The 23,358-nt window shown below is 47.2% G+C and carries 22 protein-coding genes and 1 other RNA gene; 18 read left to right on the top strand and 5 right to left on the bottom strand.

Annotated elements, in window-relative coordinates; genetic code table 11:
• The first annotated feature begins 37 nt into the window (after nucleotides 1-37).
• Together sspA and sspB are read left to right on the top strand one after the other, a co-directional pair.
• Nucleotides 38-673, top strand: a complete 636-nt coding sequence (sspA, locus tag ACUALS_RS11455; protein ID WP_038139696.1) for a stringent starvation protein SspA — start codon at nucleotides 38-40, stop codon at nucleotides 671-673.
• A gap of 10 nt (nucleotides 674-683) precedes the next feature.
• Nucleotides 684-1,160: a ClpXP protease specificity-enhancing factor gene (sspB, locus tag ACUALS_RS11450; protein WP_454448393.1), complete on the top strand. Its 477-nt coding sequence runs from the start codon at nucleotides 684-686 to the stop codon at nucleotides 1,158-1,160.
• Between the two features lie 49 nt (nucleotides 1,161-1,209).
• Here the strand turns inward: sspB and ACUALS_RS11445 are convergent, their stop codons facing one another.
• Genes ACUALS_RS11445 through ACUALS_RS11430 form a run of 4 tightly spaced genes read right to left on the bottom strand, consistent with a single transcriptional unit; the run spans nucleotide 1,210 to nucleotide 4,547 of the window.
• Nucleotides 1,210-1,782 carry a BON domain-containing protein gene (locus ACUALS_RS11445; protein WP_454448392.1) on the bottom strand — a complete coding sequence of 191 codons (573 nt, stop codon included), beginning with the start codon at nucleotides 1,780-1,782 and terminating at the stop codon, nucleotides 1,210-1,212.
• Between the two features lie 4 nt (nucleotides 1,783-1,786).
• Complete coding sequence (locus ACUALS_RS11440) at nucleotides 1,787-2,377, bottom strand: phosphoheptose isomerase (protein WP_005476318.1); 591 nt, start codon at nucleotides 2,375-2,377, stop codon at nucleotides 1,787-1,789.
• A gap of 3 nt (nucleotides 2,378-2,380) precedes the next feature.
• The gene (locus ACUALS_RS11435; RefSeq protein ID WP_081980393.1) at nucleotides 2,381-2,746 is read right to left on the bottom strand and encodes a YraN family protein; all 366 of its coding nucleotides are present in this window, start codon (nucleotides 2,744-2,746) and stop codon (nucleotides 2,381-2,383) included.
• Nucleotides 2,733-4,547: a penicillin-binding protein activator gene (locus ACUALS_RS11430; protein WP_454448391.1), complete on the bottom strand. Its 1,815-nt coding sequence runs from the start codon at nucleotides 4,545-4,547 to the stop codon at nucleotides 2,733-2,735. Before ACUALS_RS11430 ends, ACUALS_RS11435 begins: the two co-directional genes overlap by 14 nt.
• A 63-nt stretch (nucleotides 4,548-4,610) precedes the next feature.
• Between ACUALS_RS11430 and rsmI the strand changes: the two genes are divergently transcribed.
• The 16 genes from rsmI (at nucleotide 4,611) to lpxC (ending at nucleotide 22,788) form a co-directional block, all read left to right on the top strand.
• Complete coding sequence (gene rsmI / locus ACUALS_RS11425; RefSeq protein WP_038139690.1) at nucleotides 4,611-5,474, top strand: 16S rRNA (cytidine(1402)-2'-O)-methyltransferase; 864 nt, start codon at nucleotides 4,611-4,613, stop codon at nucleotides 5,472-5,474.
• Between the two features lie 149 nt (nucleotides 5,475-5,623).
• An RNA gene (gene rnpB / locus ACUALS_RS11420) (RNase P RNA component class A) lies at nucleotides 5,624-6,066 on the top strand.
• A 186-nt stretch (nucleotides 6,067-6,252) separates the two neighbouring features.
• Complete coding sequence (gene rsmH, locus ACUALS_RS11415) at nucleotides 6,253-7,203, top strand: 16S rRNA (cytosine(1402)-N(4))-methyltransferase RsmH (protein ID WP_454448390.1); 951 nt, start codon at nucleotides 6,253-6,255, stop codon at nucleotides 7,201-7,203.
• 6 nt (nucleotides 7,204-7,209) lie between these two features.
• Nucleotides 7,210-7,527, top strand: a complete 318-nt coding sequence (gene ftsL / locus ACUALS_RS11410) for a cell division protein FtsL (protein ID WP_038215675.1) — start codon at nucleotides 7,210-7,212, stop codon at nucleotides 7,525-7,527.
• Nucleotides 7,524-9,251 (top strand): penicillin-binding transpeptidase domain-containing protein, encoded by a 1,728-nt coding sequence (locus ACUALS_RS11405; protein ID WP_038190840.1) that lies wholly within the window; start codon nucleotides 7,524-7,526, stop codon nucleotides 9,249-9,251. The genes ftsL and ACUALS_RS11405 overlap by 4 nt, the downstream gene beginning before the upstream one ends.
• 12 nt (nucleotides 9,252-9,263) lie before the next feature.
• Nucleotides 9,264-10,745, top strand: coding sequence for a UDP-N-acetylmuramoyl-L-alanyl-D-glutamate--2,6-diaminopimelate ligase (gene murE, locus ACUALS_RS11400; protein ID WP_454448389.1), 1,482 nt, complete (start codon nucleotides 9,264-9,266; stop codon nucleotides 10,743-10,745).
• Nucleotides 10,745-12,103, top strand: a complete 1,359-nt coding sequence (locus tag ACUALS_RS11395) for a UDP-N-acetylmuramoyl-tripeptide--D-alanyl-D-alanine ligase (RefSeq protein ID WP_454448388.1) — start codon at nucleotides 10,745-10,747, stop codon at nucleotides 12,101-12,103. The genes murE and ACUALS_RS11395 overlap by 1 nt, the downstream gene beginning before the upstream one ends.
• Nucleotides 12,100-13,182, top strand: a complete 1,083-nt coding sequence (gene mraY / locus ACUALS_RS11390; protein ID WP_005476334.1) for a phospho-N-acetylmuramoyl-pentapeptide-transferase — start codon at nucleotides 12,100-12,102, stop codon at nucleotides 13,180-13,182. The genes ACUALS_RS11395 and mraY overlap by 4 nt, the downstream gene beginning before the upstream one ends.
• A 15-nt stretch (nucleotides 13,183-13,197) precedes the next feature.
• Nucleotides 13,198-14,523, top strand: a complete 1,326-nt coding sequence (gene murD / locus ACUALS_RS11385) for a UDP-N-acetylmuramoyl-L-alanine--D-glutamate ligase (RefSeq protein WP_454448387.1) — start codon at nucleotides 13,198-13,200, stop codon at nucleotides 14,521-14,523.
• 38 nt (nucleotides 14,524-14,561) lie between these two features.
• A complete protein-coding gene (gene ftsW, locus ACUALS_RS11380; RefSeq protein ID WP_454448386.1) occupies nucleotides 14,562-15,761 on the top strand; it encodes a cell division protein FtsW in 1,200 nt (399 codons plus the stop codon).
• The gene (gene murG / locus ACUALS_RS11375; RefSeq protein WP_454449253.1) at nucleotides 15,748-16,809 is read left to right on the top strand and encodes an undecaprenyldiphospho-muramoylpentapeptide beta-N-acetylglucosaminyltransferase; all 1,062 of its coding nucleotides are present in this window, start codon (nucleotides 15,748-15,750) and stop codon (nucleotides 16,807-16,809) included. The genes ftsW and murG overlap by 14 nt, the downstream gene beginning before the upstream one ends.
• A 12-nt stretch (nucleotides 16,810-16,821) precedes the next feature.
• Nucleotides 16,822-18,282, top strand: coding sequence for a UDP-N-acetylmuramate--L-alanine ligase (gene murC, locus ACUALS_RS11370; RefSeq protein WP_454448385.1), 1,461 nt, complete (start codon nucleotides 16,822-16,824; stop codon nucleotides 18,280-18,282).
• 186 nt (nucleotides 18,283-18,468) lie between these two features.
• Nucleotides 18,469-19,251 (top strand): cell division protein FtsQ/DivIB, encoded by a 783-nt coding sequence (locus ACUALS_RS11365; RefSeq protein WP_331398857.1) that lies wholly within the window; start codon nucleotides 18,469-18,471, stop codon nucleotides 19,249-19,251.
• Nucleotides 19,244-20,506: a cell division protein FtsA gene (gene ftsA / locus ACUALS_RS11360; RefSeq protein ID WP_454448384.1), complete on the top strand. Its 1,263-nt coding sequence runs from the start codon at nucleotides 19,244-19,246 to the stop codon at nucleotides 20,504-20,506. Before ACUALS_RS11365 ends, ftsA begins: the two co-directional genes overlap by 8 nt.
• 30 nt (nucleotides 20,507-20,536) lie before the next feature.
• Nucleotides 20,537-21,769, top strand: coding sequence for a cell division protein FtsZ (gene ftsZ, locus ACUALS_RS11355; protein WP_454448383.1), 1,233 nt, complete (start codon nucleotides 20,537-20,539; stop codon nucleotides 21,767-21,769).
• Nucleotides 21,770-21,870: 101 nt separating this feature from the next.
• Complete coding sequence (lpxC, locus tag ACUALS_RS11350; RefSeq protein ID WP_331398859.1) at nucleotides 21,871-22,788, top strand: UDP-3-O-acyl-N-acetylglucosamine deacetylase; 918 nt, start codon at nucleotides 21,871-21,873, stop codon at nucleotides 22,786-22,788.
• 51 nt (nucleotides 22,789-22,839) lie between these two features.
• Here lpxC and ACUALS_RS11345 read toward each other — a convergent pair whose 3' ends face one another.
• Nucleotides 22,840-23,304, bottom strand: a complete 465-nt coding sequence (locus ACUALS_RS11345) for a DUF721 domain-containing protein (protein ID WP_331398860.1) — start codon at nucleotides 23,302-23,304, stop codon at nucleotides 22,840-22,842.
• Nucleotides 23,305-23,358: the final 54 nt, after the last annotated feature.

Raw genomic sequence — 23,358 nt, 5'->3', positions numbered from 1 at the left:
CATTGTTTTTATCGTTGTAAGTGTGCTGGAGGGCTCCATGGCTGTAGCTGCCAATAAACGTTCTGTGATGACTCTATTTTCAAGTGCATCTGATATGTATAGCCATCAGGTACGTATTGTTCTGGCTGAGAAAGGTGTAAGTGTTGAAGTAGAGCTTGTTGATGAGACAAATCTACCTGCCGAGCTTATCGAACTTAACCCATATAAAACAGTACCAACTCTAGTTGATCGTGAGCTAGCGCTTTACGACTCAAAGATCATCATGGAATACCTAGATGAGCGTTTTCCTCATCCTCCGTTGATGCCTGTATACCCAGTTGCTCGTGGTAACAGCCGTCTGATGATTTACCGTATTGAGAGAAACTGGTACACATTAGCTGAAAAAGTAGTGAAAGGTTCTGCTGAAGAAGCGGAAGCTGCACGTAACAAGTTACGTAATGATCTACTGACGCTTGCTCCAGTATTCGCTGAGTACGAGTACTTCATGAGCGAAGAGTTCAGCCTTATCGATTGTTACCTAGCACCATTATTGTGGCGTCTTCCTCAACTTGGTATTGAGTTGACAGGTCCTGGTTCAAAAGAGCTAAAAGTGTACATGAACCGAGTGTTTGAACGTGATTCATTCCTAGCTTCTCTTACTGAAGCTGAGCGTGAAATGCGTCTAGCTCGCTAATCAGTTACTGATGGATATTTCAAACATGACTCCACGTCGACCGTACATGCTTCGCGCATTTTACGATTGGCTCGTGGATAATGATTTAACGCCGCATTTGGTTGTAGCGGCGACATTACCGGGTGTTCGTGTCCCTGATGAGTTTGTTCAAGATGGTCAAATCATTTTGAACATCGCTCCTCGCGCGGTGGGCAATCTGGAGCTCGGTAATGAAGCGATTACGTTTAATGCGCGTTTTGGTGGGCGACCACATTCAGTTATTGTTCCGTTGTATGCTGTTCAAGCGATCTATGCTCGTGAAAATGGTGCTGGAACGATGTTTGAACCTGAAGACGCTTACATTGGCGAGTTTGAAGAAGACGACGAGATGATTGTGGAAGAAGACCTTTCTCCATTATCTGTCGCGTCTGACTCGGAAGATAACGACACTGGCGAAGAGGAACCACCTCGACCTAAAGGCCGTCCGAGTTTACGCGTTGTAAAATAAGCGTAAGAATATTAAAAAGCAGCGAGTTTTCGCTGCTTTTTTGTGCCTGTTATTCATTGCCTACTTGAAAGGCTTTTATTACTTGCTTTACGCCAGAGGTATTACGCGCAATGTCTGTGGCGATATTCGCGTGCTGTTCTGACACATAACCCAAAAGATACACCTCTTTGTCTTCTGTAATGACTTTTATCTTTACGCCGTTTAGCTCAGCATTGGCTAAAAGTGCAGACTTCACCTTAGTGGTAATCCAGCTGTCGTTACTAATTTCACTGATAGACAATGGTTCTTTGATTTTGAGTTGATTGTGAATGGTTTTGACTCCTTTCACTTTACGAGCTTGTTGCTCAAATTGCTCGCTTAGTTGAGGAGTATTGGCTTGACCAAGTAATATAACCGTCCCGTTGTACGAACTTGCTGTGACACGAGCGTTACCACGAAATGGCGCTTTATTGCCTAATCCGGTGATTTCGAACTCGATGTTATTGTCGTTCCAAATTTCTTGAGTAGTACGTGGGTCAATAACGATACTGGCTGTTGTCGCCGCGCCTGCTACAAGTAGACCTGCACACCCTGTGATATTGAGTGTGAGTACAGCCACTAATAAACCTTTTAATAGCTTCATAAATTTACTCTTCGTGAGCTGGAAACAATACTTGGTCGATAAGATCGCATAAGCAATGCAGTGTCACCATATGCACTTCGTGAATTCTCGCCGTTCTGTGAGAAGGAATACGAATTTCGACGTCATTTTCGCCGAGTAAACCAGCCATTTCTCCACCGTCTTTACCTGTAAAGGCGATAATGGTCATGTCGCGTGTCACTGCGGCTTCCATAGCTTTAATGATGTTTTTGCTGTTACCGCTAGTGGAAATCGCTAGCAGGATATCGCCAGCTTGACCGAATGCACGAACTTGCTTGGAGAAAATCTCCTCATAGTGATAATCGTTGGCGACGGCTGTAAGCGTTGTGATATCCGCAGTTAATGCCATGGCTGGTAAACTAGGGCGTTCTGTCTCGAAGCGATTGAGTAGGCAAGAGACAAACTGCTGGGCATTTGACGAAGAGCCGCCATTTCCGCAGCATAGGATCTTGTTTCCGTTCAGTAAGCTTGCAACCATGGCTTGCGCGGCATGAGTAATGGCATCAGGCAGTGCTTCAGCCGCTGCGATTTGAATTTGAATGCTCTCTGTAAAGCTGTCTTTAATGCTATCTAGCATTGATTATCCTTGAGTAATTGCGTTTTTAATCCACTCGACCTGTTTTCCATGCTGATGGATAGCAACGAGATCAAAGCGAAAGTCAGTTGAATAGACGGATAGGCCATTTTTCATCAACCACACGTTAGCCGCTTTCAAAATTCTTTGTATTTTACTTCGTGTGACGGTCTCAGCAGCGTGGCCAAAAGTTTGCTGGGCTCGATAGCGAACTTCGACAAACACGATGGTGTTGCCATCGCGCATAATAAGGTCGAGCTCTCCGCCCTTAGCGTGAAAGTTTCTCTCAATTAATGAGAAGCCGCAACTGATTAGATGCTTTTCAGCAACGGCTTCGTAGTGTTGCCCTTTACTACGCTTACTTAGCAGCACCGTGCTCAGCCCAGCTAATTTCACGTTGGACTACACAGTTTTCATCGATGGTGAGTATGCCTGTGTTGCCGTCAATGGCATAACCAGGAACAACTTTCATCTGAGGTAATTGTTCCATTAGTCGATATGCGTCCATACCAAGCGCTTGTAGGCGTTTCTTGGCGTTTGAATTGCGAGGCCAAAGTTGATCCATTTGTGCTTTGAGTTCAGCGTTCGGGTGCACAAGTAGGGGAATATCACCATAGCTTACACCGGTCAGGTCTTCATATTGCTGACGACCACTGTTGCTGCGAGAGTTTGAGTACAGTTTCGGTGGCAGGGTGTCTGGGTTTATTGCAACCTCGATAAATGGTTTGATCAGCGTTAACTCCGCACTATTGGCCACAATGTAGACCGCATCGATATCGCGGCGACTGCGTGGTTGGCTTTCTAAGGGAACATTCAATAGTGCATCCATTTGCGCAATGTGTTGCTGGCTGTCTTGTAACCCGAAGACTTGGTTGATATTGCGCTGAAGTTGGCGCTTATCGCCAAATAGATTGACGGCGACTTTGTTACTACTGTGTTTCTTCCACTCTGCTTCAAACGCTTCGATGACGCGATCACCGAATCGACCTTGAGGAGCAAGAACTAGCGGGAATTGATAGCCTTGTTTCGCAAGATGTTTTGCTGCTTGAGCGACTTCTTGTTCGGGAGAAAGCGCGAGATAACAGGTGCTTGTACTCGCTTCAATTTCTTCGGGAATGTTTAACGCTAGCATTGGCATCGGCTTGGCAAAATTTTCCTCAGCGCGCTGCAATTTTTCGATGTTGTCTTTGACCAGAGGGCCGACGACAAAATCGATGTTTTTCTCGATGAGTTCCTTTTCGAGCTCTTCGATGGATACGGCATTGGTATCAATGACGGTTAAGGTCGCATTTTCATCACGATCGTCATCATTCATCATTTCCAGAATGAAGCCGTCACGGATTAACTGAGACTGAGTAGCGAACTTGCCGGTTAAAGGCAGTAGAAGCGCGGTATTAACGGGTTTAGTGATCTCTAAAGAGAGAATGTCTTTAATCGATTGTGGCGTGTAAGTTGCTGCTGGGTGGCTAGGGTTATCGGCTAGCCATTGTTCGATAGAAGATTGAAGTTCAGCCAATGAACCCGAAAGAGTTTGGCTGTAGTTGGCCAACGCTAACCAGCCGGAAAATACAGCATCGTTGCTTTGTGGTGACAGCGAAACTTGAGGAGTGGTTGAAACACGCGCGAGATTTGCCCAAATGCTGTCTGCAATAAACTGTTGTTCTGCAACGGCTGCGTAACGACTTTCAAGGCTGAGTTCACGAGCTGCAGCGTAGTAATCTCCCTGTTTCACAAACAATGAGGCGCGAACCTGATGGTATTCCCTCCATTGCTCATCTGCCAGTTGCCAGTTTGTACGGAAGTTGAGCAGTGCAAGCGCTTCATCATGCTGCCCTTGTTTAATCAACAGCTCAGCACGTGCTAATTGCCATTCGGCTTGCTGCATGTTCGTCAAGTTCTGGCGGGAGAGACGCTTAATTAGCAATTCCGACTGAGTTGTGTCGTCTGCCGCAATAGAAGCTTTCAGAGCCATGATTAACCAATCATTTTGTAAACTGCCAGTGCTGCTGTCTGCACGCATTAGGTAAGTTTGCAGTGGTTGATTTGGATCTAAGGTGATATCAACGGATTGAGGCGTTGATGGACCTGAGCTACAAGCTGTTAATGCAACAGCAAGGGCTACAGGAGTGAGTAAGCGTGTTACACTGAGTCGCTTATGGTTTTTCATGGCCATGAGTTCTTAGTTAATTCCGTATAAAATTGTGTCTATATTAATCGTTGAAGTGATGGTAAACAAATGACAGATAACAAAACCTTACCAACCGAGGTCCCAACTCTCTATATTGTCCCGACTCCCATAGGCAATCTAGGTGATATCACTCAACGCGCAATAGACGTTTTATCTAGTGTGGACCTGATTGCAGCAGAAGATACACGCCATACTGGCAAGCTGTTGTCTCATTTTGCAATCTCGACCAAAACTTTTGCTCTCCATGATCATAATGAACAGCAAAAAGCGCAAGTACTGGTTGAGAAACTTTTAGCGGGCCACTCAATTGCATTGGTTTCTGATGCAGGTACACCATTAATCAGTGACCCAGGGTATCACTTGGTGACAAAGTGTCGTCAAGCGGGCGTTAAAGTTGTTCCTCTGCCTGGAGCATGTGCGGTGATTACGGCACTAAGTGCATCTGGTCTACCGTCTGACCGTTTTAGTTTCGAAGGATTCTTGCCAGCCAAAAGCAAAGGGCGCAAAGATAAGTTTCTCGAGATTGCGAAAGCTGAGCGCACTTGTGTCTTCTACGAGTCGCCACATCGAATCCTCGATTCTTTGGATGATATGCTAGAGATTCTTGGACCCGATCGCGAAGTGGTTTTGGCGCGTGAGTTGACCAAAACCTTTGAAACTATTCAAGGTATGCCATTGGCTGAGTTGGTTGAATGGGTAAGAGCGGATGAAAACCAACAGCGTGGAGAAATGGCGTTGTTGATTCACGGATACCGTGCGGCGATTGATGATTCGTTACCGGAAGAAGCGACCCGTGCGCTTGGTATTTTAGTGAAAGAGCTCCCACTTAAGAAAGCGGCTGCAATGGCAGCGGAAATCTACAATCTAAAGAAAAATGCGCTCTACAAATGGGGCCTAGAGAATCTCGACTAATTGAGCGAGATAATGTGAGTCGAGCTCAAAGGTCTCGGCTCATTTTTCTTTAATGACTGCGCTCGTTTTCTGTTCACTTGGCTCTCAGATTTCATCTAATCTGTGATCTCGCTAGACACTTCACTCTGAACTCTATACAATCCGCCCTCGGAGCTGACTGGGTAGCCGCTGCTTTGTTGATGTCCTTCGGGAGACTGACGTTGAGGTCCTTTAGGAGACTGACGTTGACGTCCTTCGGGAGACTGACAAGGGGGAGGAAAGTCCGGGCTTCATAGAGCAAGGTGCCAGGTAACGCCTGGGGGGCGCAAGCCTACGACAAGTGCAGCAGAGAGAAGACCGCCGATGGCCCCTATTTTCGAGTAGCGGTGCACAGGTAAGGGTGAAAGGGTGCGGTAAGAGCGCACCGGACGACTAGTAATAGTTCGTAGCAGGGTAAACTCCACCTGAAGCAAGACCAAATAGGCCTCCACATTGCGTTGCTCGCGTAAGGAGGCGGGTAGGTTGCTCGAGCCAGTGAGTGATTGCTGGCCTAGACGAATGGCTACCGCCGCGCAAGCGGAGACAGAACCCGGCTTATGTGTCGGCTCCACCTATTCGAGACCCATCGTAACTTTGTTGTTATGATGGGTTTTTTGCTTTTAATTGACCGATTTTATTTTCGAACCATTAAACTTAGCGCAAAATCACGTGTTCTCGCTTGCTAGTGGTGGCGATACGCCATTAAATCAGTACACTGGAAAGTCCGAATTCGTCAATGCGTCAGCCACATGAGATAACTATGACCGAAGCATTTAAACACATATCTGTACTCCTCCATGAATCCATCGATGGTTTAGCGATTAAACCAGACGGTATTTACATTGATGGTACATTCGGTCGCGGTGGTCACAGCCGTACAATTCTGTCTCAACTGGGTGACAATGGCCGCCTTTACAGTATTGATAGAGATCCTCAGGCCATCGCTGAAGCAGCAAAAATTGATGATCCTCGTTTTACTATCATTCATGGTCCATTTTCTGGAATGGCAGAGTATGCCGCTGAGTACGGACTGGTGGGTAAAGTTGATGGTGTATTGCTTGATCTCGGTGTTTCGTCTCCTCAGCTTGATGATGCAGAGCGTGGCTTTAGCTTTATGAAAGATGGTCCGCTTGATATGCGAATGGACCCGACGTCGGGGATTCCGGTTTCACAGTGGCTGATGGAAGCGGATCTTGATGATATCACTTGGGTGATCCGTGAGTTTGGTGAAGACAAGCATGCTCGACGTATTGCTAAAGCGATCGTGGCGTACCGTGAAAACGAAGAAAATGAGCCGCTCATGCGTACAGGTCAATTAGCGAAATTAATCTCTGACGCTGCGCCAAAGAGTTTTAAAGAGAAAAAGCACCCAGCGACTCGCGCATTCCAAGCGTTTCGTATTTACATCAACAGTGAGCTAGAAGAAATTGATACCGCGCTAAAAGGGGCGGCAAGCATTTTGGCTCCTGAGGGTCGTTTATCGGTGATCAGTTTCCATTCTCTGGAAGACCGTATGGTGAAGCGTTTTATTCGTAAAGAGAGCAAAGGTCCTGAAGTGCCACACGGCATTCCAATGACCGAAGAACAAATCAAAGCACTCGGCAGCGCCAACATGAAGCCGATCGGCAAAGCCATCAAACCATCCAAGAATGAAGTGGAAGTGAACGCACGCTCACGAAGCTCTGTGTTACGTATTGCTGAAAAACTGTAATTTCCAATGAGCAAGTCTGCGCCTAATCTCGCTAAAATTATTGCACTCGATCTGATTACGGTAGGTCGGGTGCCGTTGGTTTTGTTGGTGCTTATTTTTGCCAGTGCAATGGGGGTTGTTTTTACCACTCACCACACCCGTCAGGCGATCACAGAAAAAGACCAAGCGTTAATGGAGCGGGAACGTTTAGACAATGAGTGGCGGAACCTGTTGTTAGAGGAAACCGCTCTAGCTGAACATAGCCGAGTTCAAGCGGTTGCTAAGCAGGAGCTCGAAATGATGCGTCCTGAATCAGACAAAGAAGTCATTATTCAACTCCCATGAGCAAAAAGAAAGTCACCCCCGCTAAAACTTCAGAAGTGAGTCAACCACCAACGCTTATACGTTGGCGATTTAACCTTGTGCTTTGCTGTGTTTTTATCGCGTTTTCGGCTTTGGTGGGGCGCATTGCTTATATCCAAATTATCGAACCAGACAATTTGATCAAGCAGGGTGACTTACGTTCTGTTCGTGCAAAAACGTTGCACTCAGCCCGTGGTATTATTTCCGATCGCAATGATGAACCACTTGCTGTCAGCGTGCCCGTTGAAGCGGTTTGGGCCGATCCTGTGACCATCTTTAAAGAAGGTGGATTAAGTGACATAGACCGCTGGCATGCACTTGCCGACGTCCTTGGCATTAAACGCGGTGAATTGATCGAGAAAATCAATCGCAACAAGAAACGTCGCTTTATTTATCTTCAGCGTCAGGTGAGTCCTGCGATGGCGCACTATATTCGAGAATTGAGACTCGCAGGGGTTGGCTTAAAAGCAGAATCTCGTCGCTATTATCCTGCCGGTGAAGTTAGTGCCCACCTTGTCGGAGTGACGGGTATTGATGGCCATGGTCTTGAAGGGGTAGAGAGAAGTTACGACAAGTGGCTCACCGGAGAGGCGGGCAAGCGCATTATCCGTAAAGACCGCTATGGACGCGTTGTTGAAAACATCTCACTGGAAGAGCGTGAAGAGGGTAAACCCCTAAAATTGACGATCGATCAACGTATCCAAGCCATCGCTTATCGAGCGATTAAACAAGCGGTTGCAGATTATCGCGCGACTTCTGGCTCTGCCGTTATCCTCGATGTGAAAACTGGCGCTGTATTAGCCATGGTGAACGCACCTTCCTATAACCCTAACAATCGTTCTGATTTGCAATCGGCAAAAATGCGCAACCGCGTGATCACCGATGCCTTTGAGCCGGGCTCCACGGTTAAGCCTTTTGTCGTGTTGGCGGCGCTTGAAAATGGCGTTGCCGACGATGATACCGTGATTGATACCGGCAATGGCATCATGCAAATTGGTGGCAGCCGCGTACGTGATACTTCTAAGGTGGGCAAAGCCGATCTTACTACGATCCTTAAAAAGTCGAGTAACATTGGTGTCGCGAAACTGGCGCTTGATATGCCGTTAGAGGCTTTATTAGGAATGTACAGCTCGGTGGGCTTTGGTGAAGTATCGGGTCTTAACTTGGTTGGTGAGACTCAGGGTATTTTCCCCAATCGCCGCCGCTGGTCTAAATTTGAAATCGCGACGCTCTCGTTCGGTTATGGTCTCACCATCACTCCACTTCAGCTTGCCCACGCTTATGCGACGTTAGGTAACTTTGGTAAATACCAGCCTATTCACATTATTGAAAATAATGACCAAGACTTCTCAAGACAGGTGATTGACAGTGACAATGCCCATAAGGTTCTTGCTATGCTTGAGACGGTCACTCAACCTGGCGGTACCGCAACAAAAGCGGCAGTACCAGGGTATCGAGTCGCTGCTAAAACTGGTACCTCAAGAAAAGCGATTGCGGGCGGCTATGGTGATGAATACTTTGCCTATACCGCAGGAGTCGCTCCAGCAAGTGACCCGAGAGTGGCACTGGTTGTCGTGGTTAACGAACCACAAGGCGACAACTATTACGGCGGTTCGGTGGCTGGCCCCGTTTTTTCAGAGATTTTAAAAGGCACGCTGCAAATATTGAATGTGGCGCCTGACGAAAACAGATTTAAAGAAAATTAATAGAGACGCTTTATGTCAAAACCGATCGCATTATCGACATTACTTGCGCCTTGGGTGGATATCTCAGCCCATGAATTCCATGACATGGCTATTTCAAACCTAGAGTTGGATAGCCGTAAAATCACCGAGGGTACAACGTTTGTTGCCATCAAAGGTCACGCTGTAGATGGTCGACGTTTTATCGAGTCAGCCATCAATCGTGGTGCTAACGCTGTGATTGCACAATCGTGTGAACGTCATCCTCAAGGTGTTTGCTCTACAGAAAGCCGCGTGCCTGTCATTTATATTGATCAGCTCGATCGCAATCTTTCTGCGCTAGCGTCACGCTTGTATACGCTTGGTGACATGAAACTCGTCGGTGTCACGGGGACAAACGGTAAAACAACGATTACGCAAATTATTGCGCAGTGGCTAAATCTAGTCGGTAAGCGAGCAGCCGTATTAGGTACTGCGGGTAATGGTTTTTTAGATGCACTTCAACCTGCGGTCAATACGACAGGGAGCGCAATTGAAATTCAACAAACACTGGTGTCGATAGAGTCTCAAGGTGCAGACTTTACGGCGATGGAAATCTCTTCGCATGGCTTGGTTCAAGGTCGCGTAAAAACACTGCCTTTTGCCGCTGGTGTGTTTACCAACTTAAGCCGAGATCATCTTGATTACCACGGAACGATGGAAGAGTACGAGCTCGCTAAACGCTCTCTATTTACCGAGCATCAGTGTGGAAAAGCGATCATTAACGTTGATGATCAAGTGGGTGCTAAGTGGGCAGAGCAATTGCCGGATGCGATTCAAGTCTCTCTTCAACCATTGTCGAGCACTAATGCCGTCTTTGCTTCCCAAGTTGATTACTCAGAGTCGGGTATCTCACTCGCATTTTCTGGCCGTTTTGGTGATGGTCAGTTTAGCGTTCCGTTGATCGGTGAATTTAATGCGAACAATGTACTGGTCGCCTTTACCACGTTACTGGCGTTGGGAATCGATAAACAGCAACTCATCGAGACGGCAAAACAACTTACTCCCGTTATCGGACGTATGGAGTTATTCCACAACGAAGGTAAAGCTAAGGTCGTCGTAGATTATGCGCATACGCCTGATGCTCTAGAAAAAGCACTGATGGCACTGAGAGTACATTGCCACGGCAAACTATGGGCGATCTTTGGTTGTGGTGGCGACCGCGATACCGGAAAGCGTCCAATGATGGCTGAGATTGGTGAGCGACTTGCTGATCATGTTGTATTAGCCGACGACAATCCACGCAGTGAATCGCCGAGTGCGATTGTGGATGACATGCTCGCAGGCATGCGCAATCCGGAGCGAGTGATCGTTGAACACGATAGATTTAAAGCGCTGCAATATGCGCTAGCCAATAGTGAGGTTCACGATATTATCTTGCTTGCGGGGAAAGGTCATGAAGACTACCAAGTGCTCGCCAATGAAACCGTTCACTATTCTGATCGCGAATCAGCTCAGCAACTTTTGGAGCTTAATTAATGATTAGTTTGATGTTATCTCAGTTGGCAGATGAATTAGATGCGCAGTTGGTTGGCAATGATGCAGCCATCAATGCGGTCTCAACGGATACGCGTACAATTGAACCTGGAGCACTATTTGTTGCCTTGGTCGGAGAGCGTTTTGATGCTCACGATTTTGCGTTAAATGCAGTAGAAGCAGGAGCAACCGCTTTACTGGTGAGCCGAGCGCTAGATACGCAAACACCGCAGCTGCTTGTCAAAGACACGAAGGCCGCTCTTGGTCAGTTGGGCAAATTTGTACATCAAGTCTGTCAAACTCCGACCGTTGCCATCACCGGCAGTTGCGGCAAAACCACGGTCAAAGAGATGGTTGCCAGCATTATGATGAACAAGGGCCAAGTCCTGTTTACGGCTGGTAACTTCAACAATGACATCGGTGTTCCACTCACTCTCCTGCGCTCCACTCCAGAAGACGATTTTGCTGTCATCGAGTTGGGTGCGAACCATATCGGTGAAATTGCCTACACGACTCAGCTAGTTAAACCTGATGTGGCTTTAGTGAATAACGTCGCTGCGGCGCACCTTGAAGGTTTTGGCTCAATGGATGGGGTGAAGCAAGCCAAGGGTGAGATTTATCAGGGGCTGGCCCCGGGGTCCGCCGCCATTGTCAACTTAGACAGTAATGGTGGAGAGCACTGGCAAGAGGTTCTTGCGGATAAGCAGGTCAAAACATTTTCTGTGTTAGATTCTACTGCTGACTATTTTGCTCATAAGATTACGATGAACAATTCTGGTGAGGCGTCATTTGAGCTCCTCAGCCCGATGGGGGGCTTTGAGGTTAAGCTAGGCATTATCGGTCAACACAATGTGGCGAATGCGCTGGCAGCAACGGCACTGGCGTTCGAGTTAGGAGCGTCAATTCAGATGGTTCAGTCTGGGTTACGCCATCTGGCAAAAGTGAAAGGCCGCGTTGAATCTATCGCTTTAACGGAAAAAATAACGCTGATTGATGACAGTTACAACGCCAGCGTACCCGCTATGAAAGCCGCTGCAGACTTGTTAAGCAGCTTTAAAGGCGTTCGTTGGTTAATTTTAGGCAATATGGCTGAGTTAGGAGACGAAAGTCTTGCACTTCATCGCCAAGTCGGGGAACATGCTGCCCCATTCAAATTTGAACATGTGCTGACTTATGGCGCTGATGCGAGAGCAATCAGTCAACAATGCCAAGGAAAGCACTTTGATACTCATGACGCGATGATTGAGTTTATTAAGCAGCAGCTACCGTTGCACGATTGCGCGCAAACCTTGTTGGTTAAAGGCGCGAACAGTGCCGGAATGAGTAAGATTGCCGCTGCTTTAAAGGAGATGTATTCATGATCATTTGGCTTGCAGAGCTGCTCCAGCCATATTTTTCGTTTTTCCGTTTGTTCGAATACCTGTCGTTTCGAGCCATTGTCAGTGTCTTGACGGCTCTGGGTATCTCTTTATGGATGGGACCGAAAATGATTCGCCGCTTGCAGATGCTGCAAATTGGTCAGGTTGTTCGTAATGAAGGACCAGAGTCGCACTTTAGTAAGCGCGGTACCCCGACAATGGGCGGTATCATGATTCTGGCAGCGATTGTGACCACTGTTCTACTTTGGACCGATTTATCTAACCCTTACGTATGGGCAGTGTTGGCGGTATTAATTGGCTATGGTGCTGTAGGCTTTGTAGATGATTACCGCAAGGTCGTGCGAAAGAACACTGATGGCTTAATTGCTCGCTGGAAATACTTCTGGCAGTCGGCAATTGCGTTAGTTGTTGCGTTTGCTCTGTACGCACATGGGAAAGATACCGCTGCAACTCAACTGGTGGTGCCCTTTTTCAAAGAGATCATGCCGCAACTCGGTTTGATGTATATCGTACTGACTTACTTTGTCATCGTGGGTACCAGTAATGCGGTTAACTTGACGGATGGCTTAGATGGTTTAGCGATTATGCCTACAGTCCTAGTATCAGCAGGTTTTGCCGCTATTGCTTGGGCGACGGGCAACGTCCAGTTCGCCAATTATCTTCATATTCCCTACATCCCTCAAGCGTCAGAGTTAGTTGTGGTGTGTACGGCCATTGTGGGGGCTGGTCTTGGTTTCTTATGGTTCAACACCTACCCAGCGCAAGTGTTCATGGGCGATGTCGGCTCGCTAGCATTGGGTGGAGCGTTGGGCACGATTGCGGTGTTAGTACGTCAAGAGTTTGTTCTTGTTATCATGGGCGGTGTTTTCGTGATGGAGACATTGTCAGTGATTCTTCAAGTGGGCTCTTATAAACTGCGTGGTCAACGCATTTTCCGCATGGCACCGATTCATCATCACTACGAGTTAAAAGGTTGGCCGGAGCCGCGTGTTATCGTGCGTTTTTGGATCATCTCCATTGTGCTTGTTTTGGTTGGTTTGGCGACGCTAAAAGTACGTTAAGGATAGAAACACGATATGACCATGGACCGCTGGCAAAATATTGAAAGTGTCGTCGTAGTAGGGCTCGGTATTACCGGGCTCTCTGTCGTTAAATACCTCGACAAATTGCCTCACTCTTTAACGATCAAAGTCATCGATACTCGCGGTAACCCACCTGGTCAGGAATCACTTCCTAGCGGCGTGGAGTTACATTCAGGCAGTTGGAACACTGACTGGCTCGTTGATGCCGATTTGGTTGTTGCCAATCCAGGGATTGCGTTAGCAACACCTGAAATTCAGTTGGCGCTAGCTGCTGGTGTGCCAGTTGTCGGTGATATAGAGCTTTTTGCATGGCAGGTGGATAAACCTGTGATTGCGATTACAGGCTCAAATGGTAAGAGCACTGTCACAGACTTAACCGGCGTCGTTGCGAAAGCGGCGGGGCTAAAAGTCGGTGTAGGAGGCAACATTGGCGTTCCGGCATTGGATTTATTAGCGCAAGAAGCGGATTTATACGTCCTTGAACTGTCGAGTTTCCAACTTGAAACGACGTCTAGTTTATCGCTGAAAGCCGCTGCGTTTTTGAACCTCTCCGAAGACCATATGGATCGCTATGATGGTATGGAGGGTTATCGCCAAGCGAAGTTGAGAATCTTCGATCATGCTGACGCGTGCATTGTAAACGCGGATGATAAAGCGACATACCCGGATGTGGGCGATAAACAACTTATTGAGTTCAGTCTCAATGGTTCGGCGGACTATCATTTGGCTGAGCATCAAGGACAAGAGTTCTTGTTTCAAGGTTCGACACCTATTTTGCCATCCAGTGATTTGACGTTAGTTGGCCGACACAACATAGCGAACGCGTTAGTGGTGTTAGCTTTGCTCTCTCAAGTCGACGTTGACCTCTCCTCCGGTTTAGATGCGCTAAAGTCTTACAACGGTCTGACACATCGCTGCCAAGTTGTTGCTGATAATCAAGGCATTAAATGGGTCAATGATTCGAAAGCGACGAATGTAGCCAGTACACTGGCTGCGCTTTCTGGTCTTTCGCTGCAAGGTAAACTCTATTTGTTGGTTGGTGGTGTCGGTAAAGGAGCAGACTTTTCTGAACTGGCACCGGTACTAGAATCACTTAATGTTCAACTATGTTGCTTTGGCGAAGATGGCTCTCAGTTTATGCCGTTGCACCCTAGCGCAAAAGATTTTGACAACATGGAAGCGATCGTGGCGTGGATTAAGCCTCAACTGCAAGCTGGTGATATGGTATTGCTGTCTCCGGCATGTGCTAGTTTTGATCAGTTTAGTAATTTTATGGCTAGAGGTGATGCATTCACTGAGCTAGCGCTTCGTTACTCGTAAGGATTACCCTGAGCGATGAACTCGACACATTAAATGATATGCAGATAAACAACCCTTTTGCCAGCATCAAACGCTGGATTACCACAGCATCACCGGAAGTCTTGTATGACAGGCAGTTGGTCTGGATCTCGTTGGGTCTGATGCTGACTGGGTTGGTGATGGTGACGTCTGCGTCGTTTCCGATCAGTTCTCGCTTAACTGATCAGCCGTTTCATTTCATGTTCCGACATGCGATCTTTTTGTCTTTGGCTTTGTGTGTCGCGACCGTTGTCATACAGGTCCCTCTAGAACGATGGCTGAAGTTCAGTATGGCGTTGCTGCTTATCTCCGTGGGTTTGCTGTTTGTGGTGCTTGTCGCGGGTAAATCAGTCAACGGCGCTTCACGTTGGATTCCTTTAGGGTTATTTAACCTCCAGCCCGCCGAGGTCGCTAAGCTCTCATTGTTCATCTTTATGTCCGGCTATCTGGTACGTAAGAATGACGAGGTGCGTTCGAGCTTTTTTGGTGGTTTTATAAAACCGATCATTGTCTTTGGCACGTTAGCGGTTCTATTACTGCTCCAGCCTGACTTGGGCACAGTGGTCGTCATGCTTGTCACCTTATTTGGGATGCTCTTTATCGCTGGGGCGAAAATGACTCAGTTCCTCGCGTTAATGGTCGTTGGTCTTGCCTCGGTTGCGGCACTGATCTATTTCGAACCTTATCGTTGGCGGCGGGTAACGTCCTTTGCCGATCCATGGGAAGACCCATTCGGTAGCGGCTATCAGCTGACGCAATCCCTGATGGCATTTGGACGAGGAGAGTGGTTCGGTCAAGGCCTCGGTAATTCAATCCAAAAGCTGGAATATCTACCTGAAGCGCATACCGACTTCGTATTTGCCGTACTCGCTGAAGAGCTAGGTTTCGTTGGTGTCGTCCTTGCTTTAGTACTGATCTTTAGCTTGGTCACCAAAGCGATTTTGATTGGCCGCAAAGCATTCGAGTACCAGCAATTGTTCGGTGGCTATTTAGCATTTGGTATTGGAATTTGGTTTGCTTTTCAAACCTTAGTCAATGTTGGCGCCGCTGCGGGCATGGTTCCTACCAAGGGATTAACACTACCCTTAATTAGTTATGGTGGCTCGAGTTTGATCGTCATGTCCGTTGCCGTATCGATATTGTTGCGCATTGACCATGAATGTCGATTGATTAGCCAAGGCGATGATGAAAAACAGTTAGAGAATGATGAAAAAGAATAAACGTTTAATGGTAATGGCGGGTGGAACCGGGGGGCATGTCTTCCCTGGACTAGCTGTTGCGAAACAGCTGCAGTTGCAAGGATGGGAAATTCGCTGGCTTGGCACTGCGGACCGGATGGAGGCTGATCTGGTCCCCAAACATGGCATTGAGATCGATTTTATCCAAGTAAAAGGTCTACGAGGTCAAGGTATTGGTCGGCTGATTAAAGCACCATTTCAAATCATAAACGCGATTATGCAAGCCAAGGCGCATATGAAACGATGGAAGCCTGACGCTGTGCTCGGTATGGGGGGATATGTCAGCGGTCCTGGTGGCGTCGCTGCTTGGCTACTCGGTATTCCAGTTGTTTTGCATGAGCAAAATGCGGTCGCAGGATTGACAAACCAATGGTTGTCTAAGATCGCAAAGCGCGTCTTTCAGGCTTTCCCTGGGGCTTTTCCTAAGGCTCCGGTTGTTGGCAATCCAGTACGCGAAGATGTTGTCGCGATAGACCCACCAACGAAGCGCATGGTTGAGCGTGATGACGAGATTCGGATATTGGTCATGGGGGGAAGCCAAGGTGCTCAGATCCTCAATCGCACCATGCCTGAAGTGATGGCCAAGCTTGGAGATGGTTATCAAGTTCGTCATCAGGCGGGAAAAAACAATCATCAAGAAGTATCTCAAGCTTATCAGCAGCAGAGCGTTGCACGTGTGCAAGTGGTTGAGTTCATCGATGATGTTGCCGAGGCTTATGAGTGGGCAGACCTTCTCGTTTGTCGCTCAGGCGCGCTGACCGTTTCAGAAGTTTCTGCGGCGGGAGTTGGTGCCATTTTTATCCCGTTTATGCACAAAGACAGACAACAAGCTTTAAATGCTGACCACTTAGTAGAATGTGGCGCAGCAAAAATGATTGAGCAGCCAGAGCTCACCGTCGAAAAGCTAGCCATGCAGATCCGCTCTTTGGATCGAGATGCGTTAGTGACGATGGCGACGAAAGCTCGTGAGGCCGCTAAGTTAGATGCAGACAAAGTGGTTGCTGAGGCCATTGTCGCACTAACAAAATAACGAGAAATATTCATGACAGTTCAACATACACAAGATTTGGCTCAGATTAGAGCAATGGTGCCAGAGATGCGCCGCGTTAAATGCATCCACTTTATCGGCATTGGTGGCGCGGGAATGAGCGGAATTGCTGAAGTTTTGCTAAACGAAGGCTATCAAATCTCAGGTTCGGACATCGCAGAGAATCCGGTCACTGGCAGACTTACTCAGAAAGGCGCAACGGTATACATTGGTCACGCAGAAAAAAACGTGGCACAAGCTAGCGTTGTCGTCGTATCGACCGCGATTAACGAAGAAAACCCTGAAGTCATTGCGGCACGCGCTGCACGTATCCCGATTGTCCGCCGAGCTGAAATGCTTGCCGAGTTGATGCGCTTTCGTCACGGCATCGCCGTTGCTGGTACACACGGAAAAACCACAACAACGGCACTCGTGACACAAATCTACTCAGAAGCAGGCTTAGATCCTACGTTTGTGAATGGCGGGCTTGTAAAGAGTGCGGGAACGAATGCGCGTTTGGGCTCTAGTCGTATTCTGATTGCTGAAGCAGATGAGAGTGATGCATCATTTCTTCACTTGCAGCCGATGGTCAGTATCGTAACCAATATTGAAGCTGATCATATGGACACTTACGGCGGCGATTTCGAAACGCTCAAGCAAACCTTTATCGACTTCCTACATAACTTGCCATTTTATGGCCAAGCCATTGTATGTATCGACGATCCCGTTGTGAGAGAATTAGTACCTCGCATTAGCCGACAAGTGATTACCTATGGTTTCTCAGAAGATGCGGACGTGCGTATCGACAATTATCGCCAAGAAGGTCAGCAAGGGAAATTTACCGTCATTCGTGAAGGGAAGGCGGACCTTGAGATTACTCTCAATATTCCAGGCCGTCATAATGCGTTAAATGCTTCAGCAGCAATTGCTGTGGCAACAGAAGATGACATTTCTGATGAAGCAATCTTAAATGCGATGGCTGGAACACAAGGTACGGGGCGCCGCTTCGATCACTTAGGTGAATTCGAAACTGGTAACGGCAACGCGATGCTAGTAGACGATTACGGGCATCACCCGACAGAAGTTGAAGTTACGATCCAAGCTGCACGTAATGGGTGGGAAGACAAGCGCCTAGTGATGATTTTTCAGCCTCACAGATACAGTCGTACTCGTGACCTCTATGATGACTTTGCCAACGTGTTGGAGCAGGTTGATGTGTTGATCATGTTGGATGTCTACTCTGCCGGCGAGAAACCCATTGCGGGCGCGGATGGCCGTGCGTTATGTCGAACAATTCGGGGGCGTGGAAAACTCGACCCAATATTTGTTCCCGATAGTCAGTCATTACCTTCTGTGCTTGCTAATGTGCTACAAGATGGTGACCTAGTACTGACGCAAGGTGCGGGAGATGTCGGTAAGGTGGCGAAACAGCTTGCGGCTTTTGAGTTAAATATCGATAAGATGCTTAACGCCTAGTAGGAAAGTCAGGTTTTTGGGTATTTGACACACTTATTGCATTTTAAGTGGTGATTTCTCAATATCAGTGTTTGATACTTTTAATCTCAACAGTATAATCCGAAGGTTAAAGTAAGTGCTTTTGCCCCTTTTATACGAAATGAGATAGGGAATCGATCAGCGAGCTAACGGCAAGGACTATGGACTTTGATTAAAAGTGCTTTTAATGAAGGCCCTCGTTTAACTTCGAGTCCTCTAGTCAAAGAGCATGCCTTTGGGGCGAGCTTTTTACTGGTGGTCTTATTGTTAATAGGCTCTCTCCTTTACTCGACCGTTTCTTGGATGTGGGATGACCAGCGTCTGCCATTGTCCAAAATCGTGCTTCAAGGCGATTTGCATTACGTCTCTGCCAATGATGTCCAATTCGCTTTTTCGCGCTTGGAACATGTGGGCACATTCATGTCGCAGGATGTGAATGTGCTGCAAGACGTAGCCGAATCTATTCCTTGGGTATCTCATGCTTCAATCCGTAAACAGTGGCCAGACACCGTAAAAGTGTTTCTGACTGAACACAAAGCCGAAGCGATTTGGAATGGAAATAGTCTGCTCAATAGCGAAGGTCTGCTGTTTAACGGTGACTTGGGTCAAGTTGAAGGGGAACGCGTCAAGCTTTACGGACCAGAAGGGACAAACGAAGAAGTATTGTCAGTATGGCGAGAGCTTGAACCGAAGTTTGAGGCACTGAATTTATCGATTACCTCACTGGTTCTTAATGATCGAAGAGCGTGGCAAGTTATCTTGGATAATGGCATCCGCTTAGAGCTCGGTAAAGAATCACTTGAAGAGCGAATCGAACGCTTTTTTGCGTTGTACAAGAATTTAGGTAGTGCAGCTGAAAGGGTGAGCTACATAGACCTCAGGTATGACACGGGAGCTTCCGTTGGATGGTTCCCAGAACAAGAGTTAGAACAAGAGAATACAGATGACTAAGACCGCTGATGACAACATTATTGTTGGTCTTGATATAGGCACTGCAACCGTATCGGCTCTGGTAGGTGAAGTATTGCCTGATGGTCAAATTAATATAATTGGTGCCGGAAGTAGTCCATCTCGGGGGATGGATAAAGGTGGAGTGAACGATCTTGAATCGGTGGTTAAATCGGTGCAAAGAGCGGTGGATCAAGCAGAGCTTATGGCGGAATGCCAGATAAGCAATGTGTTCATCTCTATCTCTGGTCGTCACATTGCGAGCCGTATAGAAAAAGGCATGGGAACCATCTCTGATGAGGAGGTCTCTCAAGAAGATATGGATCGAGCAATCCATACCGCAAAGTCGATCAAAATTGGTGACGAACAGCGCATTTTGCATGTTATTCCACAGGAATTCACCATCGATTACCAAGAAGGAATCAAAAATCCACTAGGTTTATCAGGAGTACGTATGGAAGTTAGCGTGCACCTGATCTCTTGCCACAATGATATGGCGAGAAACATTATTAAAGCGGTTGAGCGTTGCGGACTCAAGGTTGAACACCTTGTATACTCAGGCTTGGCGTCAAGTAATGCAGTGATCACTGAAGATGAGCGCGAACTGGGCGTATGTGTTGTTGATATCGGTGCTGGTACTATGGATGTCTCCATATGGACAGGCGGAGCGCTGAGACACACTGAAGTTTTCTCGTATGCTGGTAATGCAGTAACGAGTGACATTGCATTTGCATTCGGCACTCCAGTAAGTGATGCTGAAGAGATAAAAGTAAAATACGGCTGCGCGTTAAGCGAGCTAGTTAGCAAGGACGATACGGTTAACGTTCCAAGTGTTGGAGGACGACCTTCCCGCAGTTTGCAAAGACAGACTTTGTCGGAAGTGATTGAGCCTCGCTACACCGAGCTTATGGGATTGGTTAACCAAACTATTGATTCTGTTCAAGAAAAGCTACGTGATGATGGTATTAAGCATCACTTGGCTGCTGGCGTTGTTCTGACAGGCGGCGCAGCGCAAATTGAAGGGTTGGTAGAGTGTGCGGAGCGAGTGTTCCGCAACCAAGTTAGAGTCGGTAAGCCTTTAGAGGTCAGCGGCCTGACAGATTACGTTAAAGAGCCGTATCATTCTACGGCGGTTGGTTTACTTCATTACGCGCGTGACAGTCAAATTAATGAAGATACTGAATACAACGAGCCAACTCGTGCTTCAGTAACTGGATTGTTTGGTCGTTTGCGTAATTGGATACAAAAAGAGTTTTAACCTGAGCAGCAGGAAAAACGGAGATAACACATGTTTGAACCGATGATGGAAATGTCTGACGACGCAGTAATCAAAGTCGTTGGGGTTGGTGGCGGTGGCGGTAATGCCGTTGAACACATGGTACGTGAGTCCATCGAAGGTGTTGAGTTCATTAGTATTAATACTGATGCTCAGGCGCTTCGTAAAACCAGTGTGAATAGCGTTATTCAGATTGGTGGCGATATGACCAAAGGACTTGGTGCAGGTGCAAACCCTCAAGTAGGTCGTGACGCAGCTCTCGAAGATCGCGATAGAATTAAAGATGAGCTCGATGGTGCCGATATGGTATTTATCGCAGCTGGTATGGGTGGTGGTACTGGTACAGGTGCTGCTCCAGTGATTGCGGAAGTCGCAAAAGAGCTGGGCATCTTGACTGTAGCAGTGGTTACTAAACCATTTAGCTTCGAAGGTAAGAAGCGTCTTGCATTTGCTGAGCAGGGTATTGAAGAACTTTCTAAGCATGTGGACTCATTAATCACGATTCCTAATGAGAAACTTCTGAAAGTACTGGGTCGCGGTATTACCCTTCTAGAAGCTTTTGCTAGCGCGAATGATGTACTGAAAAATGCGGTTCAAGGTATTGCAGAGCTAATTACTCGTCCTGGTATGATCAACGTCGACTTTGCAGACGTTCGTACCGTGATGTCGGAAATGGGTCACGCGATGATGGGCAGTGGCGTTGCTAAAGGTGAAGACCGAGCAGAAGAAGCTGCAGAAATGGCAATTTCTAGCCCGCTTCTAGAGGATATCGATCTGGCTGGTGCACGTGGCGTACTTGTAAACATCACTGCAGGCTTGGATATGCGTCTAGATGAGTTTGAAACTGTGGGTAACACAGTTAAAGCGTTCGCTTCTGACAATGCAACTGTGGTTATTGGTACATCACTTGATCCTGATATGGCGGATGAAATTCGCGTAACAGTGGTTGCGACTGGCATTGGTAACGAGAAGAAACCAGATATCACGCTAGTTGCTGGCGGTAAGGCGAAAGTTGCTCCAGTAGCACAGCCTCAAACTCAACCACAAGCGGCACCGGCACCACAAGCAAGTGTCAATAAAGTGGAAGAAAAACCGGCACCAAATTTGCACGAGAAACCTCAGGTGACTCCGCAACCGACGACAACACCAACAAGTTCTGGTGCAGGTCAAAGTGCAGCACCTAAGGCAGATAAAGAAAGCGGTTATCTCGATATTCCAGCATTCTTACGTCGTCAAGCGGATTAATCAGTTACACTATAATTTGACAGTGTTCAAAATTATGGTAGCATACGCGGTCAATATCGATTATTGACCGTCATTTGTGGCATTTTACTGAGGCAAAGTAGATGATCAGACAACGTACTCTGAAAGAAATAGTGAAAACAACTGGTGTGGGACTCCACTCTGGTCGTAAAGTCACGCTTACTCTTCGCCCTGCCGCTGCAAACACTGGTGTAATCTACCGCCGCACAGACGTCAATCCTCCTGTTGATTTCCCTGCTGATGCGATGTCAGTACGTGACACCATGTTATGTACTGCGTTAGTTAACGATGAAGGCATTCGAATCTCAACCGTTGAGCACCTAAATGCGGCGCTTGCGGGAATGGGAATTGACAACATCGTTGTAGAAGTCGATGCTCCTGAAATCCCGATTATGGATGGCAGTGCGAGTCCGTTCGTTTTCTTGCTGCAGCAAGCGGGTATTGAAGAGCAAAACGCACTTAAACGTTTTATTCGAATCAAGAAGCCAGTTCGCTTTGAAGATGGCGATAAATGGGCAGAATTCCTTCCATTCGATGGTTTTAGAATGGACTTTGAGATTGAATTCAACCACCCAGCTATTGACTCAGACGAGCAGCGCTTGTTGTTTGACTTCTCTTCTAAAGGGTTTGTGAAAGAAATTTCACGTGCACGCACATTCGGTTTCATGCGAGATATTGAGTATCTTCAATCACAAAACCTTGTGTTGGGTGGTAGCTTTGACAACGCGATTGTGCTCGATGAATACCGAATTCTGAATGAAGAAGGTTTGCGCTTCGAGAATGAATTTGTAACGCACAAAGTTCTTGATGCGATTGGTGACCTTTACATGTGTGGTCATCCAATCATCGGTGAGTTCCGAGCGTTCAAATCCGGTCATGGTCTTAACAACCAATTGCTTCGTGCAGTACTGGCTGACCAAGAAGCGTGGGAGTGGGTCACATTCGAAGAAGATGCGACATCGCCGGTTGCGTTTGCCGAACCAAATATGGTTTTAGCATAACCCCTTATTACAGTGAAAAAGCCAGACGTTTGTCTGGCTTTTTTGTGCCCGCTATTCAGGCTTTTTGTTTGCTAATTTTGCAAGGCTCTCGAGTCTTGCTTTTACTTTTGGCGATGCGCCATCGGCAATCATAGCTAAGTATTGGGCTGCGGTTTCAGAGATAGGATCGCGTTTTTTTGAGGTCTGCTCGTCGTTAGATAACTGACGAGAACGGTAGAGCTCAGGGTTAATTTGCACACTAACTGCCATTAATCTGGCGAATCCTCTAGAGCGGAGTTGGTTTAGGATGGATAAACGCTCGTAGTCGATCTTCATTTTGATCGCAGCACTGGCGACTTCTATCACCAATTGACCATCACGAATATTTGCCACACGGCAATGATCTTCCGTCCCTCGCGGTAAGATCGTTTTTAGTTCTTTGTTGATCATCATGATCTCTTTTGCGTGCTGTTGCAGCTGAGAGAGACGAGATTCTGCTAATATTTCGTCGCCAAGGGTTGGACGGTGATCTCTCATGGTGAGCCTCTTATCATGCTATTAAAGACATTTTAGTGAATGAGTTTCGAGGAA

The organism is Vibrio sp. NH-7, assembly GCF_053643215.1.
This window is presented reverse-complemented; position numbering and strand designations above follow the sequence as displayed.